Below are 21,635 nucleotides of genomic sequence, written 5' to 3'. Positions count from 1 at the left end.
AAACAGATTTGCCATTAGCAAATCCGAATAGCATTGCTATCCGGTTTTTCTTTACTGCCCCGGCGGAATATCAGTGACTTCGTTACGCCCTTCCACAACATCGCTGGCGCTGCTGGTCGCCGCCGTTGGCGCAGGCATCATCAGTTTTTCCCACGTCGCCTGCAAATCCTTCATGTTGTACTCCGGCTCGCCCTGCGGCTGCTGCAATACCAACGCCATATCCTGCGACAGTTGCTGACGCAGATACTGATTGAGCATATCGACCGTCAGCGAGTTAAGAAACTCCTGGCGCAGCTTCTGATACTGCTCGGGAGCAATATCCACCACCTGGTTTTGCAACGAACGCATCCGCTGGCTAATCAGAATATACGTATCAGTACGCGCATAGGTGGCGAACAGCTTCTGTAGCTCAAGGTTTTTCTGCGCAATCAGAGCATCAAACTCATCCTGCGGCAGGCCGTTATCGCGCACTTTCGCCAGCTCACGCGCCACGGTCGTCAAGTTAGCGTTCAGGCGCTCACCCGGCGATTCGATATTGATTGCGCACTGCGCACGTTGGTAGAGCACACGACAATCAAAGCCCAGGCCGATATCCTTGATATTACTCTTGCTCAGATTCTGCTGTACGTGCCAGAACAGCGCTTCACGCGCAAGATCATCGCGCCAATAACGCTGGAGCGCTGCCGATTCACGAATAGGCTGCCACGGCGTATCCCACATCAGCGACAGCTTATCCTGGCGCACCGCATCGGTCATGATGCTGACCGGCGCTGTCGGCAGCGGAGATAACGTCGGAACCGCTACTGGCGTTTCGCGCTTGCCCTTCAGGCCGCCAAAGGTTTTGTTGATCTGTTCCGCGACGCTGCGGCTGTCCACATTGCCGACCACAATCAGGGTCATGGCGTCCGGGGTATACCATTTTTGATAGAAATCTTTGAGCTGAGCGATATCAACCGGTTGTTTCAACGGTGCGGCTGGATCGTGCCCCAACATCGTTGAGCCTTTCAGCCGATAGCGCCACCAGCCTTCTTTGGTATCCGCAGGCCAGGTCACCACCATGTCTTCGCCCTGTAGCGCGTGGTTGACCGTTTCCGGGGTGATCGACATTTTACCGCTAGCGCTCGCCAACCAGCTCAGCGCTTCTTTCAGCAGATCATTGCGGTTATTCGGTAAACTCAGATTAAACAAACTGTAGTCATAAGAAACGATGGCGGGCGGCAGAGGACGCTTAGGGTCAATACTCTGCTGCCACAAAGAACGCGCCTGCATGGTCGGGAGGCTACCGCTTTGCGTCAGTGCAAGACGCGGGATAAAGTGGCTAAAGCCGCTCTGCTGAGTGCTTTCGCTCAGCGAGCCAATATTCACGGACAGGCGAACTTCGATACGATCGCTGGGACGCTGCGGGGTGGCTAAAACCTGCCACTGAAACCCATTCGCAAGTGTCCCCTGTTGCCAGGCCGGGTCCGGCTGGAGCGCTTCTGCCTGCACATAACCGACCGCCGCTATCATCAGCAAACCACCGGTTAAGAGTCGAATTTTTGTGCCCTGCATGTGAACCCCTGATGAACAATCCTGGTTACAACAGCAGCCCACAGGCGGGCCGCCGAAAAAATGTGGTGAGTTAAGTACGTCGTTTAGACCACGCGGAGATGAAAATGTCGCATGTAGACGTTAAAAAATCATAAGGGTCACCACCGTGCAAGCGGCAGCGACCCCTAATTATGCGCAGGAGCCCGGAGTCCAGCAAGGGACAACGGGCCTAACAGGTGGATTTATGAGGATAATTCGTGCGATTTGCTCGCTGGAGTACGGTTATTCAGGACATCATCCAGCTGTTTGGAGTCCAGCTCTTTTACCCATTTAGCGACCACGATAGTTGCCACGCCGTTACCCACCAGGTTAGTCAGCGCACGCGCCTCGGACATAAAGCGGTCGATACCGAGGATTAACGCCAGACCGGCTACTGGCAAATGGCCGACGGCGGAAATGGTCGCCGCGAGGACGATAAATCCGCTGCCCGTTACGCCCGCCGCGCCTTTCGATGATAGCAGCAGCACCACCAGCAGGGTTATCTGATGGAAAATATCCATGTGGCTGTTGGTTGCCTGTGCGATAAACACTGCCGCCATCGTCAGATAGATGGAGGTGCCATCGAGGTTAAATGAGTAACCCGTTGGAATAACCAACCCCACCACCGACTTACGGCAGCCGAGTTTTTCCATCTTATCGAGCATGCGCGGCAGCGCTGACTCAGATGAAGAGGTTCCCAGCACAATCAGCAGCTCTTCGCGGATATAGCGGATAAATTTAAAGATGCTGAAGCCGGTGGCTTTGGCTATCGACCCCAGTACCACTACCACAAACAGGATACAGGTGATGTAGAAGCAGACGATCAGCTGACCAAGCTGCACCAGCGTCCCGACGCCATATTTACCGATGGTAAAGGCCATTGCCCCGAAAGCACCGATTGGCGCCAGGCGCATAATCATGTTGATGATGCCGAAGATGACCTGTGAGAAGCTTTCGATAACGTTGAAAATCAGCTGGCCTTTGCTGCCCAGTCGGTGCAACGCAAAACCAAACAGCACCGCAAACATCAGCACCTGCAGAATGTTGCCGCTGGCAAAAGCGCCGATCACGCTGCCGGGGATAATATCGAGCAAAAACGCCACAATGCCCTGATCTTTCGCCTGTTCGGCGTAAACCGCCACGGCCTTCGCGTCGAGGGTCGCCGGGTCCACGTTCATTCCCGCGCCGGGTTGTACCACGTTGACAATAATCAGGCCGATAATCAGCGCGATGGTGCTCACGACTTCAAAATAGAGCAGCGCAACCGCCCCGGTGCGGCCGACGGCCTTCATGCTTTCCATCCCGGCAATCCCTGTCACGACTGTACAGAAGATAACCGGCGCAATAATCATTTTAATCAGTTTAACGAAGGCATCGCCGAGGGGTTTCATCTGCGCGCCCAGTTCCGGGTAGAAGTGGCCCAGCAGAATACCGATCGCGATGGCCGATAAAACCTGAACATAAAGGCTTTTAAAGAAAGAGATTTTCATAGGTGTCCTTTGGGAAAAACCACAGACAAAGAGTGGATATCGCGTCTGTGGCTTAAAAATAACACCCAAGAAACATTTCAGAAATAACGAGGAGTTAAATTGCAATGGAATTGTTAATTTTTTAGAGCTGACTCGTACAAGCTAACAATATCGTTACAAATTTGCATCCTCAGCATCGGTCTTTAAAAACCGTGCCATAAAAGCGTCTGGCGGCATGGCGCAGCCAAATAGATATCCTTGAACCGCTTCTACTCCCGCCTCCTGCAGCCAGGCATACTGCGCCTGGTTTTCGACCCCTTCCGCGACAATACGCAAATTCAGACCGCGCGCCAGCTGGATAATCGCCGGAACCATGCTGATATCGTCCGGTAACATATCGATAAAGACTTTATCGATTTTCAGAATGTCCACCGGCAGCGATTTAATATGCTGCAGCTGCCGCAGGCCCGCGTAGCCCATACCAAAATCATCCAATGCAATCCGCACGCCGGCTTCACGCAGTGGGCGTAACAGGGAGATTATCGCCTGCGGATCGTCTATCCGGCGACTCTCGGTCACTTCCAGTACCAGCGTTCCCGGCGCGATACGGTAGCGCGAAAGCAGCGCCAGCATTTCGGCGCCACGATCGTGGTGCAGTAACTGTAGCAACGACACGTTAACCGACAGCGGCAGCATGATCCCCTGATTTTGCCAGGCGGCAAGCTGCCGACAGGCCTCTTCCATTACCCAGTAGCCGACCGGAACCATCAGCCCACAGGCTTCGATACGCTCAATCAGATCCCCCGGCAGCGACCAACTGCCGTCCGCCTGACGCTGACGCAGCAGCACTTCCGCACCGCACACCTCACCGCTGGCGGTATCCACCTGCGGTTGCAGCCAGGTAGCAAACTGCTGGTTATCGAGCGCCGTCAGAATATCGTGCTCCTCCATTAATCGGCGCTGCGCTTTTTCCATTTGCTCTGGATCGAAGAACTCAATCTGGTTTTTCCCTTTACGCCGCGCGGTCACCGCGGCGGAAAACGCCCGGCGATAGAGCTGTTCGGCGTTGATCTCGCCATTAAACATCGCAATACCGATGCTGGCGCAGGGGCGAAGCTGAATACCATGCAGCGGCAAACGCTCATTTACGACAGTAAGTACTTGCTTACTTAACGTTACCGCCTGCCAGGGTTCGGTAATGCCGCTGGCCAGAATTGCGAAGTCATAACCGCTGACCTGGGCCAGCACCATTTGCGCAGGAATGATCGCCCGCAGCTTTTCAACCAGGGTTAGCAGCAGCATTTCACGCTGCGTCTCTTTCAGCACGCCAGCAGTATCTTGTAAGGTTTCGCAGGCAACAACCAGCAGCGCCGAGGGCTGCGGGCGGGCAACGGTCTGCTCTAGCATCGCCATCAAAAAGGCTTTATTGGGCAGGTCGGAGACCGGAAAGCGGGTCGACTGTAAAGAGAGTTCATCGTGCAGGCGCAGCAGGGTCTGCTGGTTACGGTTGTAGCTGCGCACCAGCATGCCGATCTCATCGTCATGATGCAGGCGTGGCAGCGTGAGCTGGTGGCCCAGACGCTCCTGCAGTGGAACATCGTTAAGCTCGCGGGCGACTTTGCGCAGAGGCCGTACTATCAGGCGGTTGATGCACCAGGTGATTGCCACTGTCAGAATCAGCACCAGAAGTAAGTAAGCAGTTACTAACGTCGACAGGGTACTCATCACGAACTTATACATGCGATACGAGTCGGCCTGGAGCACCAGATAGGCCAGCGGCTGCGGGTTAGCCGGTCGTTCAAGGGAATAGATCGGTAATGAAATCTGCACCGGCAGCTCAAACATGCGGGTGATCATGACCGGCACCGGGCGCTCGGGGATAAAGCGCATCCGCAGCGCCTGGAATTGATTCGGTAATACCACATCCGCCCGGCTGACGATGCCTGCAGGCTGAATGCGGCTCAGAATGGCTTCCGCGTCAGGAATATCGGCTTTGAGGATAGCCGCTGACAGCGGTTCGCGAACGGAACGCGCGATGCTTTCTAATTGCGTGGCCGTGGTAAAACGACTCTGCTGTACAAAGTGGAACAGCAAAATAGAGCAGAAGACCAATACAAACGCCATGGACACGCTCGCGACCATCGCCATCTGTTTAATTGTAAGTGAACGGCTGACGCGCAACGGGGTTCTCCACTGATACTGAACGCTGGCCCGACGCAGATCCCTCCACGCCGGTCGTTTTCAGGCTGATTATATACTCAAATCATTCGCTCGCGCCCGCAAGGTGTGCAGCGATGTCCTGGGGTGCCTTCCCGGAGGCGGCGCAAAACGCCTGTCCGGGCTACAAAACCCAAACCGCACGGACCCGTAGCCCCGGTCACCGAGGGCAATTCCCGGAGGCGCCGCGGCGCGCCTGTCCGGGCTACAAACCCAGACCGCACGGACCCGTAGCCCGGGAAGCCGCAGCGCCACCGGGAAAAAACGATCGGTATTGCCAAAGGCGGGCGAAGTGTGACGAGTATACGCGAAGAGCGTCGTGGAGTGACGCCCTGTCACGTAATTCAGGCTAATCTGCTACCAGTCGGCGTAAGGGACCAGCGGCTGTGGCGGGATATCCATATCGCCCTGCCAGCCGGAAGCCGAGTAGCGAACATAAAGCAACGCATGGCTTGGGGTGTAATCCTTCGCCTGCTGAATATCCACCGCCGCCCCAACAAACCAGTTGCTGGTCACCCGGCGTTCAACCAGCGCCCGGGCGGTATAACCTACGCCTGAACTGCTGCTGCCTTCTTCCGTAAGCTGGCTGGCTGCGTTGCGATACTGCGAGGGAATCAAATTCAGCAGCGGATAGCGAGCTTCTGTTTTGGTCCGCGAATGGGACCAGGAAACGGAACCGCCCAGCTCCCAGGACCAGTTTTCCGTCCGCTGACGCCAGGTCACCGGCACGGCGAAGGAGACATACTCCTGCGGGCTGTAATAACCGCCCTGACCGAGGGTATAGCCGCTCAGGTCCTTATCGTAGTGCCAGAGCATATTGTTCAGGCCGACGGTCACCCGGCGGTTATCTTCATTAATAACTTTGTAGTAGTAGCCGGTCATCCAGCGCACGCGCCAGTTGTCAGCAACGTTTTTACCCGTCAGCTGATCAACGCCCAGCGACGACCACACGCCGTTGGCCTCGCCCTTATCGTAGCTCAGGCTAAGCCCACCGCCGTCGGCGCGCACTCCGCCCCAGGTCTTGCCGGTATGACCATCGTTGCCGTTATCCTTCTGCCCGCCAAAAGCCAACAACGAGCTGGAAATGGGTCGACGATGAACGTTAACGGTGTAGCCCAGCGGGCCAACATCGCTGCTGTAGCTCAGGCCACCCACCACATCAACGACGTTAAAGCCCATCGGCGTGGTGCCGATATCGCCGCTCCAGGTGTCGTTCTTCCAACCCACCGCAACGCTGGCACCGCTGTCGCTTTGGTGTTTGCTGCCGCCCGTACAGGCGATTTCGCCGCAGGTACCCCAGCTCGGCGAGTAGCTGCCGTCGCTATCCGTAGAAAAACTACCGGCATCCATATTGACGAGGTCGGTACGCAAGAACATCCGTCCGTCGGCCAGCGGCGCGTCCACGTGCAGCATCGTGGTGTGCGCTTTCAGATCGGAATAGCCGCCAGTGCCGCTGGATCCCCAATAATCGTGTTCCAGGGTAACGTTAAGATCCTGCTGACGATATAGATCGGCAGCATCGCTACGCACCCCGCGCTTCAGCCAGTCGTCACTGCTGTCATTACGCGTCAGGCGCGTGAAAGTGTCGTTATCCTGCGGGCGCACGCGGGTCACGCCGGAGGCCACCATCGCATCTTTGTAACCCTCCAGCGCCTGCTGCGGCTCACCGTTTTGCGCCTGGAAGCGCGCGGCATCACGCAGCACCAGCGCGCTTTCCATCGACGGCGGCTGGGCTTTCGCTTGCGGAACAATACGGGCGAAAGTTTGCTGCGCCTGAACGCTATCGCCGAGACCCGCCTGCGTGAGAGCAATGCGTCGCTGCATATTGATGGAGCCAACATCCTCGCCCTTGAGTTGAGCCACCTGGGCCCGGGCGGCATTTTTATCGCCATCGGCAAGATAGACTTCCGCAAGGCCCAGACGCGAATCGCCGTTACTCGGCTCTTGCCCGAGGACCTGCTGATATTCCGCTATCGCCGTCCGACTGTCGCCGCGCTGCTGCGCCCAGTCCGCAAGGGTTAGCTCGTAGCGCACCGACGTCGGCTGCTGTTTGATCAGCGCAATGGCCTGCGCTTCCTGCCCGCCATCGCGCAGCTGGTTTGCCTGACGCAAGATCTTGTCGCTTTGCAGACGCGCATCCAGCTCGCGAATATTATCGGTCCACTGCCCACGCGGCAGAGCATTAATCTGTGCCAGCGCCATCTCATCCTGATCGTTACCGGATAAATAGAGGCCATAAGCATAAATCCGGTCGGCATCGCCGGGCTTGCGGTTGACCATCGCACGCATCAGCGCATCGGCTTCGCTACGACTGCCCGCGCTGACCAGATCCCGCGATAAGCGGTAAGTTATCCATACGCTATCCGGATCCAGCGCCAGCCTTCGGCGCTGTACTTCCGCTGCCTGCGCCCAGTTGCCCTGGCTCTCCAGCAATTCGGCCTGTTTCTCCAGCCGATCGTTGGTCAGGCTGCGCTCGATATCGTCAATGCTGCGCCGCTGGCCCGGCGACAGGCTGGCAATGTAGGCGCTGGCTTTTTCCGGCGATTCGGTGCGATAGAGATTGGCAAGGCCGCGCACCGCCAGGCTATTGCCGCGGTCCATGCGCAGCGCGCGCTGGTAGTAACGCTCCGCCGCCGCGTTTTCTTTACGCGCCGCCGCCACATCTCCCAAACCCAGCACCGCATAGCTGTCGGTATTGTCTACTCGCTGCGCCTGAGCGTAATAATTTTGCGCCTGCGCCAACTGGCCGCTTTTCAGCGCGTTGTCGCCCTGCTTGATCAGCAGCCAGTAGCGGTTGGTCTTGAGCAGGCTGTCCCATTTGTCGCGGCTCGGGCTATCCGGGTCCATTTTGATGGCTTTACTCAACTGAGCAACCGCCCGTGCCCGATCGCCGCGCTGGGAGTACGCCTGCCCTAACGCGCCAACCGCATCGCTGTCTTTGGCATCCGCCCTTACGGCTTGCTGCAAATCGGCGACGGCCACCGAACCTTTTCCAGCTTTCACCGCCGCCAGACCTTCAGCACGATCGCGGAACGTCGGATCTCTAAGCTGCGTCTGCTGTTGGTCGAGCAGCACCCGAGCATTGGCCGAGGCGGAGCCGGTAGGGAACTGCATCAGAAACCGCTGTAATGCCTGCACGCTGGCCCGACTTACCGGCATGCTTTTGACTTCAGTAAACCACATATCGGCAGCAATACCGCGGCCCGCCGCCGAGCGCGACATCTGCTCAAGATAAGCGAATCCCTCTTCCGGCTTATTGTCGCCAAACATCTGTTTCGCCAGCGCCGTTTGCAGCTGGACGTTGCCCGGCGAGCTGGCGTTAAGTTTTTTTAGCTGATTGACGCCCTCGTTATGACGTGATGGTAGACGCGCCACCAGCGTCCAGTACTCAATCGCCGCGTTTTCATCGCTCGGTACGCCATTGAACAACTTCTCGTAAGCAGCAATCGCTTCATCAACTTTCCCGGCAACGCCAAGCAGACGGGCCTGCTGTAGCTCCTGGCGACCATCGCCGGTGCTGATATCCATCTCGTTACGTGAGGTTTTGAGCTCCGTCGAGTCCGGGGCCAATTTAGCCAGACGCTCAAGCTGTTTCTGCGCACCGGCGGTATCGCCCTGGCGGATCAGGTAACGCATTCGCGCGGCCACCACATCCGGGTTATTTGGGTCGATCAATTCCAGGCGATACAACGACTGACGTACCAGGTCTTCACGGTTGCTGGCCTCGCCGAGGCGCACCTGCTCCAGCAGATGTTGCTGAGCGGGCGTGTTCGCGGCGTGCGCCAGCGGCATCAGCGCGACGCTTAAAGAGAGCGTGAATAAGCTTAGTGAGAACTTGTGCATTCCTGGTTCCAGTCAGGTCGTAATTCGCCAGCGGCGGTGAAGCGAAAACGGTGTTGATCCCATCCCTGACCGAAAAGGGTCAGGACCGCGCTGTAGTAAGCATCCGCGCCGGGGTAATCGTCAGCGACGCGCTGGCGCTGAATGGCCCGGGCGTCGTCATTTTGCAAAAATGGCAGTAGCGACGCGGAGAAGCCAACCGGGCCATTGCCGGTGGTTTTACCGTTGGCGATATTGGTTTTTTCCGGCGGCACGCCCTGGCTGATAGTCTGGGTTTCCATCGGCTTAAAGCGCGCCAGCAGAGATTTTTTTTGCTTATCGCCGTCGTCAAGCATACCGGCCCACAAATAGACGCGAATGGCGTCATAGCTGCCGATAATGGGTTTATCCGCTTTCAACTGCCAGCCTTTGCCTTTTTCGTAGCGTACCCAGTCAGGCGAAAAACCTTTTGGCGCGGTCTCCAGCAGCAGGCGCAGATTCGCTTCGCGTACCTTCGGCCATGGAGCGCCAAAAGTGGCAAAGTAGGTCGCCAGCTGCGGCGGCAGGTAGCTGGGGTTAAAGCGCCAGCCGCCGTCATCGACGAAGCCAACTTTCCCCGGCAACACCAGCGGCCCGAGCCCCGGCACCGTCACGATTTCTTCATCGGCAATCCGCGCCAGCAGCGCTTTACCGACTTCAGTGTATTGCGGCATTTTCCACAGGCGTCCAGCTTCCAGCAGCGACCAGGCTATCCATAAATCGGAATCAGACGCCGAGTTGCTATCGAGAACCGTCCACTCATCATCACTCTTTTTACCCCACAACCAGCCCGGCAGATGCGCGCGCAGGTCACCCTCCGCGAGGTTGTTTTGCGTCCACTCAAATAGCTTGCTAAAACCCTCGCGGTCATTGGCCGCCAGGGCAAAGAACAACGCGTAGCTTTGCCCTTCCGAAGTGGTGATTTTTCGTGAATCGCTGGGGTCGATAACCCGCCCTTCGGCGCTGACGTACTCTTTTTTAAACTGCTCCCAGGCCGGCCACTGGCAGGCGGCGCTAACCTGCGCCGCCGCCAGAATCAATACCGATAACACCACTCCGCGTACTGCATTCATCATCGATTACTCATCATCAAGGTCGAGGCGACGACGGCTGATAATACGCAGCATGCGCCACAGTACCCACGCCAGCAGCACGATGCTCACCGCCGCCAGAATCGCCAGCAGCACCGGATGGCTGGAGAGCGCAAACCAAATGCGTTCGAACCACGGCAGATGCCCGATATAATACACATCCCCCACCCGCAGGCTGTTCACGCCCGACTCACGAATGACTGAAACGGAACCAAACATCGCCGCGCGTTTGCCGCTGTCGTTCAGCGCCGCGGTCAGCAGTTCGTTACCGCGCGGGCTATCGGCCAGCAGCGCAACGACGCTGCGCTGATCGTTGTAAGGCGACTGGAAGCCGATAATGGCCGCCATCGGCCCGGACGAGGTGATATCAGTGCGGGTATTCGGCGTTCTGGCTTCAAGATCGGGGTAAATGCTCGCCAGGTCGTAGTGGCGCATTGGCATTTTCACCCAGCTTTTGGTCGCTTCAACCAGCAGGTTGATTTTGCTGTCATCTTTCAGCGCCTGCGGAATGGAGCCAATCAACAGCAGGTCGGCATCTTTGTCTTTAATCTGGCTACCGTCATCGGTCATGCGTAGGTTAATTGACGCCAGACCGGTTTGCGCACCGATGCCGCCAGTGGTCTCCAGCAGCGTGGCAACCTGGCCCTCAGTCGGCGCTTTTGGTACCACCACCAGGGTGTCGGACAGATCCGCCATCCGGCTATACGGGAAGCCCGCGTTGGCAAACACGCGCAGATCCGGCATCGCCATAAAGTGATAGTACTTCGAGAAGTCGATAGTCGAATCGTCGCCAATCACCACGTGGTTCTGTACCGGCTGGAAGGTAATACAGTTATCAATGGAGCCGCCGGGCATCGGGTTCATATACTGGAAATCAAAGCGCAGCTGGTTCATAGCCCCGAGACGTAGCGCCGGGATCGTGACTTCCGTTTTGCCGTCCAGCAGCCCCTGCAGCACCGGCAGGCGCAGAATCAGCTTATTCACATCCTGCGAGCTGTTGAGGCTGAAAGACTGTAAGAACTGATCGTTCAGGCTGATATCCATGCGCGAGCTGTCTTTGATCGGCGGCATGGTGTAGCGATAGTTCAGATTCATATCGATGCCGTTGGCGCGCAGCAGATACAGGTCCGGCGGCAGGTTCAGCGCGACATTAATGGAATCCGGCACCAGACCGCTGGATTGCAGCTGCTGTTCGTAGGTCTTCAGCTCAGCAAAGGTCACCGCCCGGTCGGTGCGCACCCAATTTGGCGCATCGTAAGGCTTCCGTGCCTGTAGCTCTTTCACATCGTCAACCGTCACGCTGCTGCCGCGGAACAGAATATTGCCCTGAGCAATCCCCTTCGCCGCCTGCAGCAGGTCCTTATCATCACGACCGAATACCACCAGCAGCTTGACGTAAGGGTTGCTCGGATGGTCGATCATTTCGATAGTCGGCGCGCTAACCGGCGGGTGCTCGCGCAGGAAGTCCGGGCGCTTATCGTTGGTGGCAAAAACAATGGCATTACGATCCGGCAGCGCGTTGAAGTGAACCGGGAACTGCTGGCCGCGCCAACCCGCTTTGCTGCCGAACCACGAGGCGATAATCGCCGCCGCCTGCTGCTGCTGAACATCCGGCGCGGAAGCAAAGACCATCGGCAGCGTGAGCTGGCGATTATCGCGGGAATCGTAGAATGGGACCGGGAAATGCGAGAGATCGTTGCGCACGTTCAGCGACTGATAGGTTAAATCCAGATAACTTTCGCGGCCCACGTCCAGCCACAGGGTGCTGCTGGCCGGGTTTTCACAGACATCACGATAGTGGCCAACGAACTCCAGGCGCACGCGGTTAAAGTCGGTGATATACAGCGGATCTATCGGGATCTGCGCGCTGACTTTTTTGCCCAGTTGCTCTTTAGTGACCGGCAAAACGCCCATCAGCTCATCGTTAAGATAGACCTTCAGCTGCGACTGGATCGGTAGCAGCGACGGCGATGGCGTGTAGTCGAGGTTAAGCAGCGCTTTCGCCACCACTTCATCGCTGCGCATACCGAACTCTACCGAGCCATCAGGACGCGCACCGCGCAGCACCATACTGCCCGGAGGCGGGGCGATTTTGGCGAAGGTGAGCTTTACGTCGCGGGTCGGAGCATTATCCAATATCACCACCGGGGCCGCCGGGTCAGCAAGGGCCGCCGTTGGCTGGCTATCAGCAACCACCCCGGCAATTCCGGGCACAGTAGTCGTCTGTGCCGCTTCCGGTGCCGCAGCTACCGCTGCCGTCGGTTCCGCATACGAAGCGAAGGGGGACCAGCCGCCAATGCTCACCGCTACTGCACAAATCAAAGAGAGTTTTCTGTTCATCGCATTATCATCATTGTTGAGCCATTGCCGGTTCCGCCGAGAGTGTCGCTGCCGCGCGTTCAGGACGGCGCGGAACAAACGAGACAACCCAGGCCACTAGCAAGGTGAGCGAGCGGAAAATAACCTTCACCGACGGCGGTGAGAACTCCGCCAGGTGACGATATCCACGGAACCCCAGCTTCAGGATATCCAGCAGGCTTTCCATCGGTTTATCTTCCGGGAAGCTATCCTGCCAAAGCGCCCACGTATCTACGCGGGCAAACGTACACTGCACAAAATCAATATGTTGCCGATTGCTTAACGGCAACAGCTGTAAACCCACTTCGCTCCCGTTCACGCGCGCAACCCGTACCGGGAAGCTGTACTCCTGCTGCCCGCGTTTGAGCAGCAGCTTGACGTGCTGGCCTTCCAGCACCTGCGCCTCACCGTGAATTTTGACGCCAAGTCCACCGTCGGAGTAGTCATGAACGGTGCAGGAGAACAGATGGCCATCTTCGCGAGCAATCGCTGCCGGCATCGACATCTCTACACGATGCGAGCGCCGCACCTGCTTGCTTTCGACCGACACGGCCACCGCGCCGCCAAGAATAATCAGGTTATAGAACACCCAGATAATACTCACCCAGACGGTCAGGACCTCGTTTTCCGGGCCGTACATAAAGCGCCAGATACCCACGGCGACGCCGACCAGATTCAGCAGCACAAGGTAGATATAGGGACGGGAAATCACCCAGTCGACGTACTCGTCTTCTACCAGCCCGCCCTTCGCGGTGACGTTGAATTTGCCCTTGTGCGGGTTTATCAGCGCGACAAACGTCGGCGGCGCGATATACCAGGCCAGCACCGTTTCGTAGATTTCACTCCAGAAAGAGTGACGGTATTTACCCTGAATCTTCGAGTTGGTCAGGCTGGCATGAATCATATGCGGTAGCACAAACAGGGCGATCATCAGCGCGGGGGCGTAAATGATATAGGCGTGCAGCAGCAAAAACGCCAGCGGCGCGGTCAGGAAAATCAGGCGCGGAATACCGGAGAGGAAGTGCAGCATCGCGTTGACGTAGCAGACGCGCTGCGCCAGCTTCAGCCCTTTGCCAAACAACGGGTTATCGAGACGGAAAATCTGCACCATCCCGCGCGCCCAGCGGATACGCTGACCAATATGCGCCGACAGGCTCTCCGTCGCCAGCCCGGCCGCCTGCGGAATACGCATATAGGCGGAAGTGTGGCCGCGGCGATGCAGGCGCAGAGAGGTATGGGCATCTTCCGTCACCGTCTCCACGGCGATACCGCCAATTTCATCCAGCGGGCCGCGGCGGATTACCGCGCAGGAGCCGCAGAAGAAGGTGGCATCCCACATGTCGTTCCCATCCTGCACCAGGCCATAAAACAGCGTGCCTTCGTTCGGCGTTTTGCGAAAACGCCCGAGGTTGCGTTCAAACGGGTCCGGGGAGAAGAAGTGGTGCGGCGTCTGCATCATCGCCAGCTCTTTCTCTTTCAGGAACCAGCCCATGGTCATTTGCAGGAATGAGCGTGTCGGCACGTGGTCGCAGTCGAAAATCGACACAAACTCGCCTTTGGCGTACTTCAGCGCATTATTGATATTCCCGGCCTTCGCGTGTTCATGAGTGGTACGCGCGATGTAGTGCACCCCGACGTCTTTGGCGAACTGGCGGAACTCTTCGCGCCCGCCGTCGTCGAGGATCCAGATATTGAGCTTGTCCTTCGGCCAGTCGATCCCCTGCGAGGCATAAATGGTGTTTTTCACCACGTTGAGGTCTTCGTTATAGGTCGGCACGAAGATATCCACCGTCGGCCACTGTTCCATATCCTCCGGCAGCGGCACCGGCTGGCGGTTGAGCGGCCAGACAACCTGGAAATAGCCCAGCACCAGCACCACCCAGGCGTAAGTTTCAGCAAACAGCAGAATGATCCCGCATACCAGGCTTACCGGGTCATCCCAGTTAAGCGTTGAGGTGTAGCGCCACCAGATATAGCGACAGGAAACGGTCAGCGAGAGCACGATCAGCATCAGCGCTGAGAAGCGCCCTGGAATACGGCGCACCAGCAACGCGACGCCCCACAGCAACAGCAGGAAAATAAACTGCGACAGCGGATTAAAGGGCTGAGTAATACAGAGCAGCGCGAGGATCAGCGAGAAAAACGTCACCGTGCCGAGAATCAACCGCCTTAGCTTCGGATTCAGGTGCGCCAGCTCTTTGTGTTTATCTAAATGGCTAGTGCGGGCATTAACCTTCTCCGGCAGCTTTTCCAGCCATTGCGCATAGCGTCCCTGCACGCCTTCGAGGGCGACCAGCGAACGCCAGTTGACCTTTTTATCCGCCTCCGGCACCCGGGTCGTCAGCAGCCATAAGGATTGCAGCAGGTAGCGAATCGGGTCCAGCGGGCGCGGGCGATGCGGATTGATATGCGGGAAAAATTCATCATGGCGCTCGCGAATCGCCTGCCAGCGCGGCGTTTCCAGCGGCATAAACGCCCACGCCAACGACGCCCACAAGCAGCCCAACGCGGCCGCCAGCCACGACGCGCCGTGCCGACGATAATCACGATAGCGCTCACTCAGCCGTTCGCCAACCGGTGGAGCCAGCAGTAGGGTACTCAGGCGAATCATTCAGCCCCCTTGCCGACATAGTGCAGCAGGCACCAGTTGGCAAGCGTGAGTATCTCTTCCGCCGCCAGAGAATCCTGACGATATTCGCCGAGCGGCTGCTTCGCCGCCAGACACTCAGCCATCGCCTCATCGCGATGAATCGTCACCGGCAAAATGCGGCGCTGGCTCTCCAGCCACAGCTGATATAAATCTTCCTGCAGCTGACTGCCGACGCGCAGATCGTTGATCAGAATATCGCTATTCGTCGGTAATGCCTGCTGATGCAGGCGAATATGGCTATTACCGTCCGGGTGGACCACCACCAGCGTACGGTCGCATACGTTGATTAAGGTGCGCGTCAGCGGCGAATAGCCGTCCGGCAGGTCAATCAACAGCCAGCGGTGATCGCCCTGCTGATGGAGCTTTTGCACCATTTCGGCCATCGGCGAAAGCATCGCCTGAAGCTGGTCAATATTCTCGCGTTCACCCGGTTCGAGCTGACCAAACGGCAGCAGATCGATATGCGAAGTGTAGCGAAGTCCGGCATCGCGCCAGTCATCGCCGTCGATCATCGCACGCGCCCAGCCCGCTTTGTGGCTAAAATCGACGTTGAAAAAAAAGCGCAGCATATTGTCCGGGCTGGCATCAACCACCAGTACGGTTTCCCCGAGTAATTGCAGCGCCCAGGCTAGCGCAGCGGTAATCGATGTGGTGCCAGTGCCACCGCGCACGCCTTGTAATCCCAGAATAGCCATCAACGGCTTCCTTACTTTTTCTCAGCTAATTCAGCCAGTAATGGCCAGCGTTTCAGCGCCGCGGTTAACTGCTCGCGTCGGGAAATGTCGTGGTAATCAATATCAGGCAGGGAAAATGCCCGGCTTAATGCCAGAAAATCATTTTGAAAGGTGTAACCCAAAGTCGCATCGGTGGGCACAGCGAGATCTTTTTCTGACATTTCTCTGTCCGTTGGCAAAATTCATTAAATTAAACCAGAAAGTATAGGTTCATCCTTAAATTAGGTTTACATGCTAAAACTGATATCCTTTAATTTCAATGTTAGGTTTACTCTCACGCTTTCGCTAGTAAACTGATCCAGTGTAAATCAGGTCTCACGAGGGACGCCGTGGATATCGTATATTCTTTGGGTATTTCATCATTATGGGACGAAGTCTGCCATATGCCTGTTGGTGGGGTATGGTGGCTTAACGTTGACCGCTATCCTGATGCGGTAAGCCTGCTCAACCATACGCTAGCCGCCCAAAGTAAAGAGAGCCAGCTCGCAGCAATAGTAATGGGAGATAACCCAAATAAAATCATTTCGTTAGAAAACGATTGCGGGCCAGAAAAAATTGCCTTGTTCACCATGCCCAACGACATTAAAGGGCTGGAAGAGATGCACCGCGATTTAGTTTGCTCCCTCGAACCTGGCAATTATTTGTTTATTCTGCTATGTGCAGAAAATGCCTGGCAGAATATGAAAAGCGAAGAATTATGCAAGTGGGTAGAAAAAACGTATCGCTGGGCTAAATACCATCATTGTTCCCTATTAGTACTTAATTCTGGGCATGATATCGATAAACAGCTTTCCCCTTTATTACGCGAGTATCGTTCTCTTGCCGGTCTGGCAAGCATTCGTTACCAGGGTGACAGCCACTTGTTTGATATTGCCTGGTGGGGAAGCGAAAAAGGAATAAGCGCCCAGCAGCAACTCACTGTTTTGCACGATGAGAATGGCTGGCGACTGGCGCAGGATGAAGAAACCGTCGTTCAGCCACGCAGCGACGAGAAAGTCGTCCTCAGTAACCTGCGCGTACTGGAAGGGGCGCCCGCACTTTCCGAATACTGGACACTATTCGATACCAACGACGCTGTTTTCAATGCCGGACGAATGGCGCAGGCGGCAACACTTATCTTCTCCATTACCCAAAACGAGCAGATCGAGCAGTTGGGACGCTATATCCACACGCTGCGCCGCCAGCGCGGCAGCGCGTTAAAAGTGATCGTTCGCGAGCAGACCCCAAGCCTGCGCGCCACCGATGAGCGACTTTTGCTAAGCAGCGGCGCAAATATGGTTATCCCCAGCGGCGCACCGCTCTCGCGCTGCCTGACGCTAATTGAAAGCGTACAGAAACAGAAGTTTACCCGCCATATTCCCGAAGATTTCTCCACCCTGCTCACCTGGAGTCAACCGCTAAAACTGCGCGGCTACCAGAAGTGGGATGCCTTCTGCGAAGCGGTGCACAATATTATGGCTAACACTATGCTGCCCGCCGATAGCAAAGGCGTAATGGTGGCGCTACGTCCAGCACCGGGCCTGCGCGTCGAGCAGGCGCTGACGCTGTGTAAACCCAACCGCATGGGCGACATCATGACTATTGGTAACAATCGTCTGGTGCTGTTTCTGTCGTTTTGCCGTGTAAACGATCTCGATACCGCGTTAAACCATATTTTCCCTTTGCCTACCGGCGATATTTTCTCTAACCGAATGATTTGGTTTGAAGATAAGCAGATATCCGCTGAAATTATGTTGATGCGCGGCATCATGCCGGAGAACTGGAACACGCCCCTGCCTATTTCTCTGGGCAAGAATGAGACCATCAACGCGACCCATGATGGACGAAGCTGGCGTCGAAACCCTGAGCCACATCGTTTATCCATCGATGGGGAGCTAAATCTATGATGTCTATTGCCGATATTATTCAGCTGGTCGTCCTGTGCGCCCTGCTGTTTTTCCCGCTGGGATACCTGACGCGCCACTACCAGCGGCGTATTCGTACCACGTTACGACTGATGTTCTTTAAACCCCGTTATGTCAAACCGGCTGGCGTGTTGCGCCGGGAAACGGCATCCAGGCAAGGCAAATCAACAAAATGACCAATCCAAAAACAACCGCTGCATCGCTTCCGCTCTGGCGGTACTGGCGCGGCTTATCCGGCTGGAACTTCTACTTCCTGGTGAAGTTTGCTTTGCTGTGGGCGGGATACCTTAATTTTCACCCGATGCTGAACCTGGTGTTTCTCGCCTTCTTATTGGTGCCAATTCCGCAGTATAAGCTGCACCGCCTGCGCCACTGGATAGCGATCCCGCTGGGCTTTATGCTGTTCTGGCATGATACCTGGCTACCCGGACTGGAAAGCATCTTCAGTCAAGGTTCGCAGATTGCTGGCTTTAGCGCCGACTACATCTGGGATCTGGTGACCCGCTTTATCAACTGGAATATGGTCGGCGCGTTCTTTGTCCTGCTGGTCTTGTGGCTGTTTATCAGTCAATGGCTGCGGGTGACGGTTTTTGTCTCGGCGATCATGGTCTGGCTGGTTGTTGGCCCGCTGCTGCCCTCTTTTACCCTATGGCCAGCAGGTCAACCTACGGCAGCGACGGCAAATACCGCAACCAATACCGGCGGCGGTACCGCTATCGCCACCAATACCGCCCCGGCGAATAACGATATTCCGTCGCAAACGGAGCCACCAACGTCGGCTAATCTCACCAACTGGCTTAATACCTTTTATGCCTCCGAGCAGAAACGTAAAACGCCTTTCCCTGATGCGCTACCGGCCGATGCCCAGCCATTTGATGTCTTAATTATCAACATCTGCTCGCTCTCATGGTCAGATATTGAAGCCGCCGGGTTAATGGATCACCCGCTGTGGAAGCATTTCGACCTGCTGTTCAAAAACTTTAACTCAGCCACCTCGTACAGCGGCCCGGCGGCGGCTCGCCTGCTGCGCGCCAGCTGTGGTCAACTCTCTCACGCTAACCTGTATCAGCCGTCAGGTAATGAATGCTACCTGTTTGAAAACCTGGCGAAGCTGGGCTTTACCCAGCAGTTGATGCTTGGGCATAACGGTATCTTTGGAGACTTCCTGAAAGAGCTGCGCTCTCTGGGCGGCATTCAGAGCCCGCTGATGGATCAAGCCGGTCTGCCGGTGATTTTGCAAGGCTTTGACGGTTCGCCAGTTTATGACGACCAGGCAACGCTGAACCGCTGGCTACAGACGCTCGATAAACTGAACACGCCGCGCACTGCGACCTTCTACAACACGCTGCCGCTGCACGATGGCAACCACTACCCGGGCCAGAGCAAAACTGCGGACTATAAAGCCCGTGCGCAGAAGTTCTTCGACGAACTGGACAGTTTCTTCACTGAGCTGGATAAATCGGGCCGTAAGGTGATGGTCATCGTCGTGCCGGAACACGGCGCGGCATTGAAAGGCGACAAAATGCAGGTTTCAGGCCTGCGCGATATTCCAAGCCCCTCAATTACCAACGTCCCGGCGGCGGTGAAGTTTTTCGGCATCAAGGCGCGGCATCCCGATGCGCCGATCACAATAGATCAGCCAAGTAGCTATCTGGCTGTTTCGGAGCTAGTGGTTCGCGCGCTGGATGGCAAGATGTTTGGCGAAAACGACATCAACTGGCAGCAGTATATTGCTAATCTGCCGCAGAGCGCAGCGGTCTCGGAAAACTCCAACGCTATCGTGATTCAGTATCAGGGCAAGCCCTACGTTCAGTTGAACGGCGGCAGTTGGGTGCCTTACCCGCAATAATGCGAAAAAGGCCGCAGGCTTTTCCCCCTGCGGCCCCGTCCGGGCGCATGCTGCCATTAAGGCAGACTGATACCCACAGGCCGGTTACTTCCGGTTATCCATCCAGCCCACGATGATGCTGACAAGAATACCAGCAAGCACCGGAGCCGCCAGATCGTCCCAGAGCACCTGGCCTAACTGAGCGAGCGTCATACAGCCGCCTTTGTTGCAATGGCAACCGTTCGCGGCTATCCTCGAATTGTCTAGATGCGAGGTTAGCCCCCGATACGTTGCCAGGTTTTTACCAAACAACGTGCGGGGGTTTTCTCTTTCCAGCAACCCATCTATTGATGCCGCCGGGGTTCAAGCCCCCGCAACATTGCGCCTCACCGGGTAACCCCGGCTTGCCGACGATTCTACGACCCTGCCCTGATACCCGCACCTCACTATTACGCACCGTGCGAGGCGCGTTCCAGTATCGTTTTGGGTTGCTGCAATAAACGAAAAAGGCCGCAGAGTTTACCCCTGCGGCCCCGTCCGGGCGCATGCTGCCATTAAGGCAGACGGATACCCACAGGCCGGTTACTTCCGGTTATCCATCCAGCCCACGATGATGCTGACAAGAATACCAGCAAGCACCGGAGCCGCCAGATCGTCCCAGAGCACCAGGCCTAACTGAGCGAGCGTCATACAGCCGCCTTTGTTGCAATGGCAACCGTTCGCGGCTATCCTCAACTTGTCTGGAGTTGAGAGTAGCCCCCGAAACGTTGCCAGGTTTATACCAAACAACGTGCGGGGGTTTTCTCTTTCCAGCAACCAGTCAATCTATGCCGCCGGGGTTCAAGCCCCCGCAACATTGCGCCTCACCGGGTAACCCCGGCTTGCCGACGATTCTACTGCCCTGCCCTGGTACCCGCACCTCACTATTACGCATCGTGCGAGGCGCATTCCACAGTTTATTGGCGGTCTTTATTAGCCAGCCACACCAGCAGCTTAAGGCTGGCGGAGTAGTAATCATCCTGAGCGCTAATCTGGGTTTCGGCCTGTTCTTCACCAAGCGTTAAATCGCGCACCGCCAGCAGCCCGCCGGTCATAAACCACGGCGCGACTTCATTGGTATTGACGTTGATCCACGCCGGCGTTTGCAGACGCGGATAGCTCCGGAACCAGGTTTTCCACGGCGTCAGCAGGCTGCTTTGCGGGTCATTCCAGTAGACATACAGCGGGATGCGAATCGCATCGTAGCTCATGCGCGTCGGCCACTCTTTTGCCGGTTCCATCTTGCCGTCAGCTCTTAAGGCGACCCAGTCGCTGGGAAGCTGCGATTTCCCCCACGCCATTTTCCCCAGCAGCGCCTGGCCATCGGTTTGCAGCTTTCGCCAGGCGGTCAAATGCGTACGCGCGGCGAAGGCCTGCCAGGCCGGAAAGATAAAGTAGGATGGATTAATATTGAGATGGTCGTTGAGATAAAATCCCTTCGCGCCAGGAAGCATCACCTGACGCCCGGCGAAGGTGACCACCGTATGTTTGAGTAGCGAAGCGGTTATAGCATCAGAGGCCGTGCCGTAGGATCTTTCATGCCATTGCTGCTGCGCGCGCAGCAGCGCCCAGGCAATCATCGTATCGCCATCGGTGGCGTTGTTTTTATCCGCCACCGGGTTGGGTGCCACCGGATTATAGCGCCAGTAAAACAACCCATTGTCTTTGTTACGTAGCGTTTTATCGGTCCATTGCCATAGCGCGTCAAACGCCGGGCGATCGTTATTCGCTACCGCCAGCAGCATAGCAAAACCCTGCCCTTCAGTGTGCGACACATTGCCGTTGCCAGTATCAACAATGCGCCCATCAGGCATCATAAAACGCGATTTGTAGTTTTCCCACGCCGTATCGGCCCACGCGTGGGGAAGCATCATTACCGTCGTCACCACGACCGCAGCTAAAGCACGCAAGGACATAA

15 protein-coding genes are annotated in these 21,635 nt (G+C 56.5%); 3 read left to right on the top strand and 12 right to left on the bottom strand.

Annotation, left to right across the window (positions count from 1 at the left end; translation table 11 throughout):
* Nucleotides 1-51 precede the first annotated feature (51 nt).
* The 9 genes from AC07P6_RS01450 to bcsR form a co-directional block, all read right to left on the bottom strand.
* A complete protein-coding gene (locus AC07P6_RS01450; protein WP_434661188.1) occupies nt 52-1,551 on the bottom strand; it encodes a M16 family metallopeptidase in 1,500 nt (499 codons plus the stop codon).
* 221 nt (nt 1,552-1,772) lie between these two features.
* Nucleotides 1,773-3,059, bottom strand: a complete 1,287-nt coding sequence (locus tag AC07P6_RS01445) for a dicarboxylate/amino acid:cation symporter (protein WP_110276204.1) — start codon at nt 3,057-3,059, stop codon at nt 1,773-1,775.
* Between the two features lie 153 nt (nt 3,060-3,212).
* Entirely contained in the window at nt 3,213-5,219 is a 2,007-nt protein-coding gene (gene hmsP / locus AC07P6_RS01440) for a biofilm formation regulator HmsP (RefSeq protein ID WP_478315503.1), read from the bottom strand.
* 393 nt (nt 5,220-5,612) lie between these two features.
* Nucleotides 5,613-9,098: a cellulose synthase complex outer membrane protein BcsC gene (gene bcsC / locus AC07P6_RS01435; protein WP_478315502.1), complete on the bottom strand. Its 3,486-nt coding sequence runs from the start codon at nt 9,096-9,098 to the stop codon at nt 5,613-5,615.
* Entirely contained in the window at nt 9,080-10,189 is a 1,110-nt protein-coding gene (gene bcsZ, locus AC07P6_RS01430) for a cellulose synthase complex periplasmic endoglucanase BcsZ (RefSeq protein WP_478315501.1), read from the bottom strand. The genes bcsC and bcsZ overlap by 19 nt, the downstream gene beginning before the upstream one ends.
* A gap of 3 nt (nt 10,190-10,192) precedes the next feature.
* Nucleotides 10,193-12,544 carry a cellulose biosynthesis cyclic di-GMP-binding regulatory protein BcsB gene (gene bcsB / locus AC07P6_RS01425; protein ID WP_478315499.1) on the bottom strand — a complete coding sequence of 784 codons (2,352 nt, stop codon included), beginning with the start codon at nt 12,542-12,544 and terminating at the stop codon, nt 10,193-10,195.
* A 10-nt stretch (nt 12,545-12,554) separates the two neighbouring features.
* Nucleotides 12,555-15,173 carry a UDP-forming cellulose synthase catalytic subunit gene (gene bcsA / locus AC07P6_RS01420; RefSeq protein ID WP_478315498.1) on the bottom strand — a complete coding sequence of 873 codons (2,619 nt, stop codon included), beginning with the start codon at nt 15,171-15,173 and terminating at the stop codon, nt 12,555-12,557.
* A complete protein-coding gene (gene bcsQ, locus AC07P6_RS01415) occupies nt 15,170-15,907 on the bottom strand; it encodes a cellulose biosynthesis protein BcsQ (protein WP_182235238.1) in 738 nt (245 codons plus the stop codon). Before bcsQ ends, bcsA begins: the two co-directional genes overlap by 4 nt.
* An 11-nt stretch (nt 15,908-15,918) precedes the next feature.
* Nucleotides 15,919-16,107 (bottom strand): cellulose biosynthesis protein BcsR, encoded by a 189-nt coding sequence (gene bcsR / locus AC07P6_RS01410; RefSeq protein WP_110276210.1) that lies wholly within the window; start codon nt 16,105-16,107, stop codon nt 15,919-15,921.
* A gap of 168 nt (nt 16,108-16,275) precedes the next feature.
* Between bcsR and bcsE the strand changes: the two genes are divergently transcribed.
* Genes bcsE through bcsG form a run of 3 tightly spaced genes read left to right on the top strand, consistent with a single transcriptional unit; the run spans nt 16,276 to nt 19,699 of the window.
* Nucleotides 16,276-17,832: a cellulose biosynthesis protein BcsE gene (bcsE, locus tag AC07P6_RS01405; RefSeq protein WP_304254052.1), complete on the top strand. Its 1,557-nt coding sequence runs from the start codon at nt 16,276-16,278 to the stop codon at nt 17,830-17,832.
* Nucleotides 17,829-18,026: a cellulose biosynthesis protein BcsF gene (bcsF, locus tag AC07P6_RS01400; RefSeq protein ID WP_110276212.1), complete on the top strand. Its 198-nt coding sequence runs from the start codon at nt 17,829-17,831 to the stop codon at nt 18,024-18,026. The genes bcsE and bcsF overlap by 4 nt, the downstream gene beginning before the upstream one ends.
* Nucleotides 18,023-19,699, top strand: coding sequence for a cellulose biosynthesis protein BcsG (bcsG, locus tag AC07P6_RS01395; protein WP_478315496.1), 1,677 nt, complete (start codon nt 18,023-18,025; stop codon nt 19,697-19,699). The genes bcsF and bcsG overlap by 4 nt, the downstream gene beginning before the upstream one ends.
* 84 nt (nt 19,700-19,783) lie before the next feature.
* Here the strand turns inward: bcsG and AC07P6_RS01390 are convergent, their stop codons facing one another.
* From AC07P6_RS01390 to AC07P6_RS01380, 3 genes are all read right to left on the bottom strand, one after another.
* Complete coding sequence (locus AC07P6_RS01390) at nt 19,784-19,891, bottom strand: type I toxin-antitoxin system toxin Ldr family protein (protein ID WP_478315495.1); 108 nt, start codon at nt 19,889-19,891, stop codon at nt 19,784-19,786.
* Between the two features lie 369 nt (nt 19,892-20,260).
* Nucleotides 20,261-20,368 carry a type I toxin-antitoxin system toxin Ldr family protein gene (locus AC07P6_RS01385; RefSeq protein ID WP_182235242.1) on the bottom strand — a complete coding sequence of 36 codons (108 nt, stop codon included), beginning with the start codon at nt 20,366-20,368 and terminating at the stop codon, nt 20,261-20,263.
* A gap of 266 nt (nt 20,369-20,634) precedes the next feature.
* Entirely contained in the window at nt 20,635-21,633 is a 999-nt protein-coding gene (locus AC07P6_RS01380) for a family 8 glycosyl hydrolase (RefSeq protein ID WP_434661179.1), read from the bottom strand.
* Nucleotides 21,634-21,635: the final 2 nt, after the last annotated feature.

This window comes from Klebsiella sp. GFKo11 (assembly GCF_056490265.1).
The sequence above is the reverse complement of the archived record's forward strand: the minus strand, read 5'-3'. Positions and strand labels throughout refer to the sequence as shown.